This window comes from Bradyrhizobium glycinis, assembly GCF_016031655.1.
In the GTDB taxonomy this organism is placed as follows: Bacteria; Pseudomonadota; Alphaproteobacteria; order Rhizobiales; family Xanthobacteraceae; genus Bradyrhizobium; species Bradyrhizobium glycinis.
In genome coordinates, this window is sequence record NZ_JACCHQ010000021.1 from 105,900 (window position 1) to 118,810 (window position 12,911).

A 12,911-nucleotide genomic window follows, 5' to 3' on the forward strand; every position below is an offset into this window, starting at 1 on the left:
AGGTCCACATCTGTCGCCTGGAGAACCTTAAAATATGGACTTCAATTTGTCCGAGGAGCAGCGGCTCCTCAAGGAAAGCGTCGATGGACTCTTGTCCGATGTCTACGGTTTCGACCAGCGCAAGAAATATTTGAAGGAGAAGGGCGGCTGGAGCAGAGTGGTCTGGAGGCGCTTTGCTGAGCAGGGTCTGCTCGGACTTCCTTTTGCCGAAGCCGATAGCGGGTTTGGTGGCGGCGGTGTGGAGACTATGATCGTCATGGAAGCGTTCGGCCGAGCGCTTGTGGTCGAGCCTTATCTCGCCACCGTTGTAATCGGCGGCGGCTTCCTGCGCCATGGCGGTTCGAACGTGCAGAAGGCAGCTCATCTACCTGGGATCATTGACGGCAGCAAGACCTTTGGATTCGCGCAACTTGAAAAGAACTCTCGCTATGATCTGAATGACGTGACTACCTCCGCGAAGAAGAGCGGCGATGGGTGGGTCATTGACGGCGAAAAGTTTGTTGTTCTCAATGGCGAGAACGCCGACACGTTGATTGTCACCGTGCGCACCAAAGGCGCTCAGCGCGATAGCAGCGGCATCGCGGTGCTTCTGGTGCCTACCGACGCGCAAGGCATCTCCAAAAGGAGCTACCTGACCCAAGATGGGCTGCATGCCGCCGACGTGAGCTTCACAAGTGTCGAGGTGGGCAGCGCAGCTGCGATCGGCGAGGCCGAGAACGCGTTGCCGCTGATCGAGCGGGTGGTCGACGACGCCCGCGCCGCGCTTTGCGCGGAAGCGGTCGGCCTGATGGACGAATCGCTGAAGGTGACAGTCGATTATATGAAGACGCGAAAGCAGTTCGGAGTGCCAATCGGCTCGTTCCAGAGTCTGCAGCACCGCGCCGCCGACATGTTTGTGGCGCTCGAACAGGCGCGCTCGATGTCGATGTACGCCACCATGGCTGCGGATATCGATAATGCTGCCGAACGTGCAAAAGCCGTCGCCGCGGCTAAAGTGCAGATCGGCAGGAGCGGAAAATTCATCGGTCAGCAGTCGATCCAGCTTCATGGCGGGATCGGAATGACCATGGCGGCTAAGGTCGGCCACTATTTTAAGCGGCTCACAATGATCGAGCACACGTTTGGCGATGCGGACTATCACCTCCGCCGGGTCAGCGAGACAGGCGTGTTTGCGAGATTTCAGGGCATGTCAGCGAATTCCACCTCGAACTCAATTCTAGAGGATGAGGGTTAGCATAGATGATGCCACGCTCTTCGTAAGACACGTGAACGCGTTCTGACACTGCCTGACGCAGAGAGACAGTTCGTTCGGAGGGGCTTCACAGTATCCCTCCGGCGAGGCTTTCAATTACCCATAACTTTGACCACTCGGGCTGATCCGCTGATCGGCGAAAACTTGAATCGCAAGAATCACTTGTGATTGCTTTCTGAGCACCTGATTCGCGAGGGGGGCTCTATGGGGCTGACATTAAGGGATCGATCGGCAAAGGCTGTTTGCCGTCCTCGGAAGGTGAATGTTGGATTGATCGAGAGAGTAGTGGATGCGAGTTTAGGGGCGCGCGGGCTCGGCGACAGATTCCGCAAACTGCTCTCGCAGATTGGAAGCGCCATGGGGCAAAGCATTCCGCTCGTCTGCCAGGATTGGGCGAACACCATGGCAGCCTACCGCTTCTTCTCTAACGACCGGGTCACGAACTGGACATTCTGGCCGGACGTTTCCGATCGACACGTGATCGTGCCGCCGCCACTGAAGGTCTCGTTCTTGTGCTGCACGATACAACCGAGTTCAGCATCAACGCGAGAAGTCAGAAGCGATCGGCATCACCAAGAGCATAAACAGTGGACGGATAAGGCAGGTCGCCTCAGACCGCACACGGTTTGCGGCATCCTGATGCATTCGAGCCTCGCGGTTACAATCGAGGGGGTACCGCTGGGGTTGGCGGCCGTTAAGTTCTGGACCCGGAAGAAATTCAACGGGACGGCAGCGCTTAAAAAGAAGATCAATCCGACCCGGATTCCCATCGAGAAAAGGAAAGCGTCCGGTTGTTGGAAAATCTCAGGCAGTCTACGCAACTCTTGGATCATCCGGGACGATGCATCCTTATTGGTGATCGCGAGAGTGAGCATCTACGAGCTCTTCTGCGCAGCACAGGAGAGATCGGAACCCATTTCCTGATCAGGACCTGCGTCCACCGCTTGGCTGGAGACGGGGATCACACGATCGCCGACGAAATGGACGAGGTCGCCGTCAAAGGGCTCCATCGCATCGAATCAGCGATAGCAACGGCGATCCCGACCAGGCCATTCTTGAGATCAGGTATCGCAAGATTCGCGTCCTGCCGCCGATTGGAAAGCAGAAGCGCTATCCTGCTCTGACGCTGACGGTGATCCATGCCGAAGCGCGGGACGCCGAAAAACAGGAAGAAGATCGATTGGAAGCTGATCACCGACCTGCCTGTTGGTTCCACCGACGCCATTGAGAAGTGGAATGCTATGGTTTGAGTTGGAAGATCGAGGTGTTCCACAAGATGCTCAAATCGGGCTGCAAAGCTGAGGAGTCGAAGCTCAGGACCGCCCAGCGTCTGACCAATCTGATTTCGCTCTTTTATATCCTGAGCTGGCGGGTCTTCTGGATGACGATGCTCAACCGTTCCGCCCCAGACGCGCCGCCAACCCTCGCGTTGACTGCGACTGAAATCGGCGTGCTCGATCGCCTCGTCAACGATAAACCAAAAGCAAGACGGAAAGCGCTCTCGCACTATCTGATCAAGATTGCCCGGCTTGGCGGTTACCTCGCCCGCGCCAGCGATCCGCCGCCCGGCAATACGGTCATGTGGCGCGAGCTGTCACGCCTCACTGACATCGCGCTGGGCGGCGGTCATCCGCGCCGGGCCGTAGCATTCGCCCAGCCGACGCACCCTGATCCGTCTCGATCTCGACCAGCATCGCGGTACGCATGTCATACCAGCCGCGCGAAGATGCAAGGGGCTGCGACAGCGCGGCTTCAAGGATGTGGGTGCGGATGACTGTGATCTTCATCGGTGATCCGTGCTCTTTCCATAGATTGCGCCAGGTTCCAATATCAGCGCTCGTAGATCGGCATTTCGGCAGCATTGCATCTATGTCCGTCGTTGGCGCAGTAGGCGTTTGATCTCATTCGCAGCAGGCGGCAAGTTCGAGCTGTCTTGCGGATGGTGGACGCGTAGGCCTGTCCGGAGGCCTTCGCATGTGCTTGTTCTGAGCTTTTGCATCCAGATCGAGATCCAGATTAGATGGTTGCAATACCACCAGGTAGGCATGGATCGAGGTTAAGAACGAATCCGAACCTCGCCGTTCCGATTGCTACACCAGCCACTCAAGGCGGTTAGGCGACCAGATTCCGACGCGATCGGCCTTGCAGAGACCCTGCAGCCCCGCGGCAAAGGACCCGACCTCGTTCGCAAACCCGTTCCAGGTTCATCGAATGCCTTGCTCGCCGAGTACGACAGCAAGCCTCTCTGGCAGTTGCGCGCCGGCCTCTGCAAGCGACAATGCAATTGAGAGATCTTGACTGGCTACTCCGCCGCGCCGGACGTACAGCACGTCTCGGTTGGAGCCGATTCCCCCCCCCCCACGACGAAGCCCGCCGAGCCGCGCTAGGGAGTAGGCGGCGTGGTGAGCTTTTTAGTGGTCTGCTGGATGGTGCGGGCGCTCAGCAGAGTCTGCTCATTGGGCATAAGCATAAGCCCGGCTGCCGTCATGCCACCATCGACATTCAGGACGTGTCCTGTCATATAGCTGCTCTCACTTGAAGCTAGGAATAGGACCGTGTCGGCGACCTCCTCGTTTGAGCCGAAGCGCTGCATCGGCAACCGATCAAGGTATGCAGCGTGCTCTGCTTCATTGATCGCAATTACTCCAGGCGAGCGCTCGATTGGACCCGGCGCAACTGCGTTCACTCTGATGTTGTGGGGAGCGAGTTCTAGGGCCATTTGTCGGGTCAGCTGGTCGAGCCCGGCTTTGGATGACCCATACGCGGCGCGGTAGGCACCTGCACGCTGTCCGGCAATGGAACTAATGTTAACGATCGCACCTCCGTCGCCAGAGGCAATCATCCGACGGGCCGCGGCCTGTCCGACCAGGAAGGTTCCCGTTAAATTAGTACGGATAACCCGCTCCCAGTCCTCCAGCGGCAGCTCAAGCATCGGGCGGTTTGCCCAAGTGCCCGCATTGTTCACAACGATGTCTAATCGTCCGTAATGCTCGTCGACCTGCCTCATCATGGCGCCGACCAAATCAGGAGACCCCACATCCACTGCGACCCCGATCGCGTCGCTGGCTTCGCCCAGGGTCTTCGCGGCCGCCTCTGCGGCCGGGCCGTTGCGAGCTGCGAGCACCACACGGGCGCCTCGGCTTGAGAGGGTGCAAGCGATAGCGAGCCCAATGCCGCGCGACGCGCCCGTAACGAGCGCGACCCTTCCTTCAAGATTTGTCATAGTTGACTCTCCGCGTTGATGTCGATCCCACAAGCATTGTCGCCGGCTATCCCTGCTTCGATGCTTTTCTCGAACACCCGGAGTCTGCTCTTCCAACTAGCGCGTGGGCGAGGAGCATCGCGACGAAGCAATCCAGCAAGCGCCGCCCAGCAGTGAGAAGAGGTTGTATTGCTCGATGCGGAACGCTTCGAGCATCAATTTCGGCGACCCTCCTGGATTTGTGGTCAACCGTTGCGGCTTCTTCCATATCGCCTCATGTTCGCTAACGGCCATTGTTAGTTGTTCGGAATTGCCGGCGCACCTACCTTTCCTTATGGGTTGATCTCGTGCGACTGGGGACGGCGATCGGCGGCTAGTTTTTTCAGACTAATAGCGCCAACCTCTCTGTTCTTTACACGCGGAGGCACGTGCGCATGGGCGGTAGAGCTGGTCGCAATAAATGGAGGCTTATGACTGATTCGCCCGAACAGATGCCGTCTCAGTCGCGCCTTCTTCGATGCCCCGCTTCCCTGCCAGGTGCGCCGCTCTTGTGGATAGACCTTCAGGACCTGATGGTCGGTGAAAAGCCGGAAAGATCGTCGGAGCAACTGCACCATCGCCGAGAGCTGGCGAGCAGGGGCACATGTCCGTGGGCCTCTTGGCGGCGATTTTCTCGACATTCAACGCGTCAGCCGCGCGCGCGATGCAAAAACGGCCTCGCCTGCCGTCGTCAGCGATGGCCTTGGCAACTCGCTTGAACAACGTAACGCCGAAGGCGAGATCGAATTCGTTCATGTGCTCGCTGACCGCCGGACGCTCTGATGCCTTTGCGGCACGCGGCCGGGTTCAGATTCCTCTTCGTAAATACTGATAAACAGGCACAGCGTGGTCAGACCGATCCGTCGCAGTTGCGCGCTTTCGGCAGCGCGATGGCGCGTTGGCGTGAATGAGATCGGTGGCCTGCGATCACATGGACGCCGCTGGGCGCTTGGGAGCCGCAAACATGAGCTCCAAACTCCGCATTGACAAGTCTCCAAAAACGCGCAAAGGCTGATCACCGTTTTTAGGAAATAATTCCGCCGGTGGCTCGATAACGCGGTTTATAGAGCACGCCGCCCCCATCCAATCCGTAAGACGAGCCCCTCGGCTGCCCGGATTGCGTCTCTCCATTCTAGTACCCATTATTCTTAGATCGTGAGTCGCGATTCAAGGTCGTGATGATACCCGAAGCAAGAGAAGTCCGGCCTTTCGACGAAAGATCGCAAGGTGCTTAAGGCGTGTTGCCGTTCGCCGGTGACGTTGCAGCGCGATTTGAAGCGGGTGCGGATCGTCCTGCTGGCGATGGGCGCAGCAGCCGACTTCCTCCGGTTCTCCTACGGCTTCCGGCCGGGCGGAATCCTCATGTGGCGCTTGATGCTCTGCATACAGCGATCATGAGCCAGCACGTCAACTGAGTAGTCGATGCCGACATACGCAGCTCCTTCGACTCGGTCGACCACGAGTGGCTGTTGCGATGGTGGTGCACAGGATTGCCGATCCTCGCATCTTGCAGCTCATCGGGCTGTGGCTGCGAGCCGGCGTTCTTGAGAGCGGCGAGAAGCAAGAGACGGACAGGGGCACACCGCAAGGGGCAGGCATCAGTCCGCTGCTTGCCAACATCTTCCTGCACTACATCATCGATCTCTGGACCCAGAAATGGCGTCATCGCCACGCACGCAGTCGTATCGTGATCGTGCGCTACGCGGACGACGGTGCGCCACGACGGCGCGAAGGAGGTGTGATGTAGAGCACCTTTGAGCAGCCTTGCTGCACAGAAGATGGGGGTTGGCCCCTCGAACTCGGGTTGCAGGATCAGGGTTCAAACCACAGGCTGCTGCTTCGGCCCAATGGTCGAGGTGGTGAGCGAGACCGGAAAAGGCAGAGCAAGACTCTGTCAGGTAAGGATTGAGGAGACGAGCGCAAGCGAACCACCGATGAACTGTCGAAAGCGTAGGGAAGACGTCAAAACCAAGGGGTAGTCGTTATCTTGGGATCAGTCTGAGCGATACCTGTTTACGGCTCAGGCGGCGTCCGGCAGGCGAGGTGGCGTGACCTCGGTCCAGGCTTCTGTGCGGAACGTGGGAACCTGTATCGCGATGCCAAGGAATGGTTCAAGTGGAAGCCCCACAAGAGTCTGAGTACCAATGCGCGATGCAGGGACGGAGCCGTGTGTAGTAGTGACGAAGGCACTGTAATGGTGGCGGAGCGAAGGCACGGCACTGTCCCGCTTGATTGGAAGAACAACCGGAAACGGGAGGACTCTTTTGGGTCAAGCAAAGCCGTATGACATCCCCAAGCGCTGGGTTTGGGAGGCGTACAAACGGGTTAAAGCAAATCGGGGCGCAGCCGGCGTGGACGAGCAGTCGATCGAGGTGTTCGAGGCAGACTTGCAGAGCAATCTGTACAAGCTCTGGAATCGAATGTCTTCGGCCAGCTACTTTCCACCTCCGGTCAAGCGTGTGCAGATCGACAAGCCCGACGGCGGAAAGAGGCCGCTAGGAATTCCTACGGTGTCGGCGCGTTGCTCAGGCGGTCGTCAAAGAATATCTGGAGCCGGATTTGGAGAAACACTTTCATCCAGACTCGTTCGGATATCGACCCGGAAGATCGGCGCTCGATGCCGTTGGGGTTGCTCGCCAGCGATGCTGGCGGCATCCCTTCGTGCTCGATCTCGACATTCGGGCCTATTTTGACTCAATATCGCATGAGCTTTTGCTCAAGGCGATTCGGAAGCACACGGACTGCGCTTGGGTGTTGTTGTACATTGAACGGTGGCTTAAAGCTCCCGTTCAACTGGAAGACGGCACCCCTGAACCCCGAGAGAAGGGCGCGCCGCAGGGCTCGGTGGTATCACCGCTGATGGCGAATCTCTTTCTCCACTATGCGTTCGACATGTGGATGCGAAGAAATCATCCGAGCATCCCGTTCGAGCGTTATGCCGATGATATTCTCTGCCATTGCGACAGTGAGCGGCAGGCACAAGAACTGAAGGAGGCGCTTGCGAAGCGCTTTGCCGAATGCGGACTGGAGCTTCATCCGGACAAGACGAAGATAGTCTATTGTAAGGATGACGACCGGCGAGGTGATTATCCTGAACAGAAATTCGACTTTCTGGGCTACACGTTCCGCGCCCGCCGGTCAAAAAACCGTTGGGGAAAGCACTTCGTCAACTCCCGGTGTCAGCAATGCCGCGACGAAGGCAATCCGACAGGAAATCCGTGCCTGGGAACTACGCTGCCGGGTGGATAAGAGGATCGACGACCTAGCGAGGATGTTCAACCCGATCATTCGAGGCTGGATGAACTACTATGGCCGGTACTACGAGTCGGCGCTTTACCGGACACGTGGACCGATGTCTTGCGCGATGGGCGATGTCGAAATATAAACGTCTGCGGCGACATCGAAGACGGGCAGAGCACTGGGTACGGGAAATTGCTTGCCGCACCCCCACGCTGTTGGTCCATTGGCCGATGCTGCACAAAACGGCGGCTGGACGGTAAGAGCCGGATGAGCGGAGACGTTCACGTCCGGATCTGGGTGCGCCTGGGGGTGAAACTCCCCCGGGCGACTCGACTCGTCATGGGCTTCGAGAACAAGGCAGATGCGCGGGAAATGCTCTTGGCTCTCAAGGCGCGGCTGGCCGGCTTCGGCCTGATGCTTCATGAGGACAAGACGCGGCTGATCGAGTTTGGCCGGTTCGCCGCCCTCTCGCGTCAGCGGCGGGGCGAGCGGCGGCCAGAGACCTTCGCCTTACTCGGCTTCACCCACTACTGCGGGCGGACCCGAGATGGTCGGTTCATCGTGAAGCACAAAACGGAAGGGAAACGCCTGACCCACAAGCTGACGGCGCAAGGAGGCCCGGCGGTTCATCCAGGCGCCTCTGGCCACGCAGCACGAGCGGTTCGCCGCCGTGCTGCGCGGGCACTATGGCTATTATGGCAGGCCGCTGCCGCCCGCCCGGATTTGTGAGGGCAAAGCCGAATGGCCGAGCTACTCGACCACGATCCCCTGACGCCGCCTACGTCGCGTCTTGCGCATACGATTTGTCCACATTCAAAGCCTTGGTTTCTGGGCCTGCGGACATTTCGAAGATTCAGCCGCCCAGTGAAGTGCGAGGGACGAAGGTCCAGGCCGCGTATACCGGGTCGTGCTCGGGGCGGAAGGATGGAGGATCTCAAGCCCGCGGCGGAGGTTTTGGACGGACGGAAGATTCCGCCTGACGTACGACTCGCCGTAACGCCGATTTCAATACGGCAGCAATAGACGCAGCCGAGGACGGCATGTTGCGATATTTTCTGCGCGACAGGGGCGCGCTCGTGAACTCACCTGGGTGTGGGGGGCGTGTCATTCCGGCAATGACACGCCACTGCGGCTCGGCGAAGGGAAGCCCTGCATCACGGCTTCCGTCGAGAACTATTCCGGACGGATGGAAAGCTGCAAGGCGAAGATATACGCGGCCATTGCCGTTATCCACGAAGCGTCAGCGGAGGCGAGAAAGGTGACTAGCCGGCAATGTTCGGACAGCTTTTAGAGCCCCTACATCGGCAAGGTCGGCCCGTCATATTTTTCATTTGCAGGTTTGGCAATCGACCGGGCTCAAAAACTCACCGATGAGCCCGCATGGCGAGGTTCTCCATCCAGCGCGACACGCAGGCCCCGCCCTTGATCCATCCTGTTTGGAATCAGGTTCGCTTCTACCCGAACTCCATGAGGCGCGTTTTGTTGAGCTCGCGCCCGCGAATACTTCGAGCGTAGGAGCAGGCTTGGCAGCAGGATTTGAGCGTGCACGTAGCCATTATTGCAGAAACTAAGATCGCAATATCGATACGGTCAATGCAGAACATAGAAGAGGAATTCGCGCCCATGTGGCTTAACACTCCGCGGATCACGCCGGTAGACGACGCAGCGATCACCGCCGCTCAGGCCGAGGCGCTCGAACCGTTCTACTGGACGACGCGGGCCAACATTCTTCTCACGCTTGCGAAGAATCCTGAGGCGCTGACCTGCCTTACGCCATGGCTTAAATACTTTTCCTGGCCGAAAAACCACGATCGGGGAAGGGCGCGGGAGATCGCGGTCCTGCGAACAGCCTTTCTTTGCAAATCCGGCTACAAGTGGGTGTGGCACGCTATCTTGGCCGGAGTTACCGAGGAAGTGCTGCCTCGTGTCAAAGAAGGGGCGGGCTGGCTGGAGCGACGCGGAGGCAGTGTTGACCCAAGCTGCCGACGAGCTTCACCGGGATTTCGTCATCGCTGATGCAACCTGGCGGGAGCTTAGCAGCCATTACTCAGAGAAGCAGTGCATGGATCTAGTCTTCGCCTTCTATACCCACCTCACGATGATGCTCAGCAGCTTCGGCGTACAACTGGAGGAGGGTCTAGCTCTCGACTGCGACCTTAACGGCGCCACACCATAGCCGTGGGCGTGGTCCTAAGCGGCGATGTAGCGCAAACGCAACGACTGTAATGATCCGGAGAGCACGACGTCCAATGATAGAGGAGAAACTGTGAGAAATCTTGAGGGTAAAGTAGCGATCGTCACCGGGGGCGTGGGTTTGATCGGGAGGGCGATTACGCGCAAGCTTGCCGATCGAGGCGCTGATGTTGCCGTCGTCGACCTAGATGGCAAAGCCGCGGAAGGCGCGGCGAAAGCATTGAACGGGGGGCGCGCGATCGGAATTGACGCAGACATCAGCTCACCGGATTCAATAGCCGCTTTGATGAAGCGGGTCCAAGAGCGTTACGGACGGCTAGACATAGTTGTCAACAATGCAGGCACTTTTTGCAGCCAGCCATTTCTAGGACTGCCCCTGGAAGAATGGCGGCGCGTGCTTGATGTCAACCTAACCGGGCCGTTCATTCTCGGGCAGGCGGCGGCCCGGTGCATGATTGAACAGGGCGACGGCGGCGCCATCGTGAACGTTACTTCTGTTGCTGGGCAGCGCGCGGGCTACGGGCGCACTGCCTACGGCTCGTCCAAGGCGGGATTGGAGCAGTTGACGAGACAAATGGCGCTCGAGCTCGCTACGCATGGTATCCGGGCGAACGCCGTCGCGCCTGGGCCGATTTCGCGAGAAGATGGAGAAGTCCTCCACAAAGAGGACGAACACAGGGCCTTTATCTCTGCGCTACCGTTCCGCCGCTTTGGACTTCCTGACGAGGTCGCCAACTGCGTCGTATTCCTGAGCTCGGACGAGAGCAGTTACGTCACAGGTCGCGTGCTAAACGTTGACGGCGGTCTGGCGGCGGCCGGACTAACGATGCCCCCCGTTACTAAACCATGGGAGCCGCGGAAGTGATGCTCAATAAGCCAGCCATAAGGCGGCGCGAGAAGCGAGAGGTCGGTGCAGCGGCTCTGGTCGATGATAACTGGGCAGGACGCCGCAGCAGTTCTGGACGGAGCGTCAGGAGTTTTGTGTGAGGAACTCTGTAGGGGATAATTTTGGCTTCTGAGCATCGAGAGCGGGGCATCAACGGCATGGTCGACCACTTTGCTTGGTCGCAATGAGCGGTCAAGTCCCGAAGCGGTGAAGAGGTACGCAGCAGGCGCAGGACTTGACAGCGACGATGCGGACCAAGACGGTCATCTCCCATGCCTTTCCTGCAGTTCGTCATCGCATTGCGCCTGGAAATCAGTCGCCGAACGTAAGGGGGAACTGGCTCATCGCAGCGGTCAATTTGACCGGCTGCCGCCCATGCAGGCACGCATTCTTGATCGCGAGATAGAGCAGATTTATTGCCGCATCGTGATTTGGGAAACTGCCGCGTTCCTAGCTGAAGAGCAAACATCGGTGAAAAGCTTTCACCGCATTGGTGACCGATACGAGATTTTTCGGCTCTGATTCAGTTTGATACAGTCTGGGGACTAGCGCTTTGGTCGGGAATAGAATCAGCGCCACGCAGCAAACACTCCTGCGCGCCAGTCTGGCATCCGAGGATTTGTTGTAGAGAATGCGTATGACAATGGCGATAAAGCCGCTATTGCGGACGGGGCGTCCGGAAGTGCCGGTTTGCCCATCGTGCGGAACGGTTTTCCGACGCATCCATAGCCGATATCGACGCGTGAGCGATCTGCAGCTCTCTGGGCGTATGGTCCAGCTCCTGGTGATCGCTCGCCGCTTCCGTTGCGACGCCGTCCTGTGTGGGCGCCGGATTTTCACTGACCGCTTCGCTGAAGGGGTGCTGCTGCACCGGCACGACGCACAAGGAGGCAGGAGTGCATCGTCCAACATTCTCGTCTGGCGCTTGGCGGACGCCCGGCTGCAGCCTTCTCAAAACCGCCGATGCTGCCGGTGAGCAAGGATACGCTCCTTCGCGTGATCCGACGCTGGCACCGTCCGCCGGCGGACCCGCTCAGGGGTGTCGGGATTCATGATTGGGCTTGGCGGCGCAATCACCGATACGCCAGCATCATTCTGCAATCTGGAAAGGCGCTGGATGGTCACGCTGCTGTTGGCAGCTCATGGAGAACGCCCGTCGGTCCTTCCTCGATACGGTCCGCAAATCGACGCGCCGGATCGTGAGCCCGTGATCGGCCGAGTCTGGCTCGCTGCTTATTCCACGATCTCGGTGGTCCCCGGGACCGCGGGAGAGGCTATGGTGGAGCCGCGGCAAGGGCCTTCCGTATGCGGTACAAGTGGCGGATCATCCGTAGCGTCATCGCGTGTGCAGTACGAAGGCTATTTCCGCCGCGAGGAGACCAATGCGGCCATTTTGGCTCTGTCGAAGAATGGCTTACCCATCAAGCAAATCGTGCGACAGACCAGTCACGGCGGCAAGATGGTGAGGCAGGTGATCCGTGGCGAACGGTACGATTTTTTCCGGACCCGGCAGAATTCGCTCGATCAGCACCTGCCATGGCTAGACGACCAATGGGCCGCCGAGTGCCTAAACGGCCCTGGCCCTGGCGCCACTCGCCGAGTGGGCATCCCGCAGAGGACGGGCCGAAAAAGCCGGTTCACAAAACTTTCGGCGGATTCCGTCGGCCAAAGCGATCGCGCGCCTCATAATAGTCGGGAGGAACGTACTCACGAAAGCAGAGACCGTCACGATCGCAGCGATCGAAGTTGGCGTACCAACCTTGTTCGAGGCGCGCGAGATCATCGCTGAAGTCCACTTGATGACCAGCGCAGGGTCGAAGCCTGTGTCACATCGTGGATCGCGCGCGCCGGTCTCGTTGCATCGTTCGCCAGTGGAAGGACGAAGCAGCTGCCCGAGCAGCAATCACGTTGCCTTAGTCGAATGGACAGACAAAGGCTGGATTACGCGCCTCAAGTGCGTCAGACGTCAAGTGTACGACCGCGAGATACTCGATTTGCTTCAAGCCAGATTAGTCGCCACAAAACGTAGCTGCACGAAAATTGCGTCAGAGCCCTAGATTGCCCCCTCGTCAAAATTTGCACACGATTGACAACGTGCG

General features: G+C 58.7%; 13 protein-coding genes and 2 pseudogenes. 12 read left to right on the forward strand and 3 right to left on the reverse strand.

Features of this window, described 5'->3' with window-relative positions; genetic code table 11:
• The first annotated feature begins 34 nt into the window (after positions 1–34).
• Together pimD and HZZ16_RS37535 are read left to right on the forward strand one after the other, a co-directional pair.
• On the forward strand, positions 35–1,234 hold the full coding sequence (pimD, locus tag HZZ16_RS26325) for a pimeloyl-CoA dehydrogenase small subunit (protein WP_197952752.1): 1,200 nt from the start codon (positions 35–37) through the stop codon (positions 1,232–1,234).
• Positions 1,235–1,522: 288 nt separating this feature from the next.
• On the forward strand, positions 1,523–2,176 hold the full coding sequence (locus tag HZZ16_RS37535; RefSeq protein ID WP_246510445.1) for an IS4/Tn5 family transposase DNA-binding protein: 654 nt from the start codon (positions 1,523–1,525) through the stop codon (positions 2,174–2,176).
• Between the two features lie 37 nt (positions 2,177–2,213).
• Here HZZ16_RS37535 and HZZ16_RS37540 read toward each other — a convergent pair whose 3' ends face one another.
• Entirely contained in the window at positions 2,214–2,447 is a 234-nt protein-coding gene (locus tag HZZ16_RS37540) for a hypothetical protein (protein ID WP_246510446.1), read from the reverse strand.
• A gap of 51 nt (positions 2,448–2,498) precedes the next feature.
• On the opposite strand from HZZ16_RS37540, the gene HZZ16_RS37545 reads away from it, so the two are divergent.
• Positions 2,499–3,026 (forward strand): hypothetical protein, encoded by a 528-nt coding sequence (locus tag HZZ16_RS37545; RefSeq protein ID WP_246510447.1) that lies wholly within the window; start codon positions 2,499–2,501, stop codon positions 3,024–3,026.
• A 609-nt stretch (positions 3,027–3,635) separates the two neighbouring features.
• On the opposite strand, the gene HZZ16_RS26335 is transcribed toward HZZ16_RS37545, so the two are convergent.
• Together HZZ16_RS26335 and HZZ16_RS26340 are read right to left on the reverse strand one after the other, a co-directional pair.
• Complete coding sequence (locus HZZ16_RS26335; RefSeq protein WP_197952753.1) at positions 3,636–4,475, reverse strand: SDR family NAD(P)-dependent oxidoreductase; 840 nt, start codon at positions 4,473–4,475, stop codon at positions 3,636–3,638.
• Between the two features lie 447 nt (positions 4,476–4,922).
• Positions 4,923–5,249 (reverse strand): hypothetical protein, encoded by a 327-nt coding sequence (locus HZZ16_RS26340; protein ID WP_197952754.1) that lies wholly within the window; start codon positions 5,247–5,249, stop codon positions 4,923–4,925.
• Positions 5,250–5,671: 422 nt separating this feature from the next.
• Between HZZ16_RS26340 and HZZ16_RS26345 the strand changes: the two are divergent.
• The 9 genes and pseudogenes from HZZ16_RS26345 to HZZ16_RS38435 form a co-directional block, all read left to right on the forward strand.
• Positions 5,672–5,802 (forward strand): annotated as a pseudogene (locus tag HZZ16_RS26345) (IS630 family transposase); the annotation flags it as partial.
• 165 nt (positions 5,803–5,967) lie between these two features.
• The gene (locus tag HZZ16_RS37550; RefSeq protein ID WP_246510448.1) at positions 5,968–6,240 is read left to right on the forward strand and encodes a reverse transcriptase domain-containing protein; all 273 of its coding nucleotides are present in this window, start codon (positions 5,968–5,970) and stop codon (positions 6,238–6,240) included.
• 812 nt (positions 6,241–7,052) lie between these two features.
• On the forward strand, positions 7,053–7,742 hold the full coding sequence (locus tag HZZ16_RS38575; RefSeq protein ID WP_446479847.1) for a reverse transcriptase domain-containing protein: 690 nt from the start codon (positions 7,053–7,055) through the stop codon (positions 7,740–7,742).
• Positions 7,735–7,878 (forward strand): group II intron maturase-specific domain-containing protein, encoded by a 144-nt coding sequence (locus tag HZZ16_RS38580; protein WP_446479848.1) that lies wholly within the window; start codon positions 7,735–7,737, stop codon positions 7,876–7,878. The genes HZZ16_RS38575 and HZZ16_RS38580 overlap by 8 nt, the downstream gene beginning before the upstream one ends.
• 194 nt (positions 7,879–8,072) lie before the next feature.
• The gene (locus HZZ16_RS26360; RefSeq protein ID WP_246510449.1) at positions 8,073–8,462 is read left to right on the forward strand and encodes an RNA-dependent RNA polymerase family protein; all 390 of its coding nucleotides are present in this window, start codon (positions 8,073–8,075) and stop codon (positions 8,460–8,462) included.
• An 813-nt stretch (positions 8,463–9,275) separates the two neighbouring features.
• Positions 9,276–9,749, forward strand: a complete 474-nt coding sequence (locus tag HZZ16_RS26365; protein WP_197952755.1) for a hypothetical protein — start codon at positions 9,276–9,278, stop codon at positions 9,747–9,749.
• A gap of 250 nt (positions 9,750–9,999) precedes the next feature.
• A complete protein-coding gene (locus tag HZZ16_RS26370; RefSeq protein WP_197952756.1) occupies positions 10,000–10,791 on the forward strand; it encodes an SDR family NAD(P)-dependent oxidoreductase in 792 nt (263 codons plus the stop codon).
• A 396-nt stretch (positions 10,792–11,187) separates the two neighbouring features.
• Positions 11,188–11,334, forward strand: coding sequence for a hypothetical protein (locus HZZ16_RS26375; RefSeq protein WP_197952757.1), 147 nt, complete (start codon positions 11,188–11,190; stop codon positions 11,332–11,334).
• An 87-nt stretch (positions 11,335–11,421) separates the two neighbouring features.
• Positions 11,422–12,869: pseudogene (locus tag HZZ16_RS38435) on the forward strand (transposase family protein).
• Positions 12,870–12,911 lie beyond the last annotated feature (42 nt).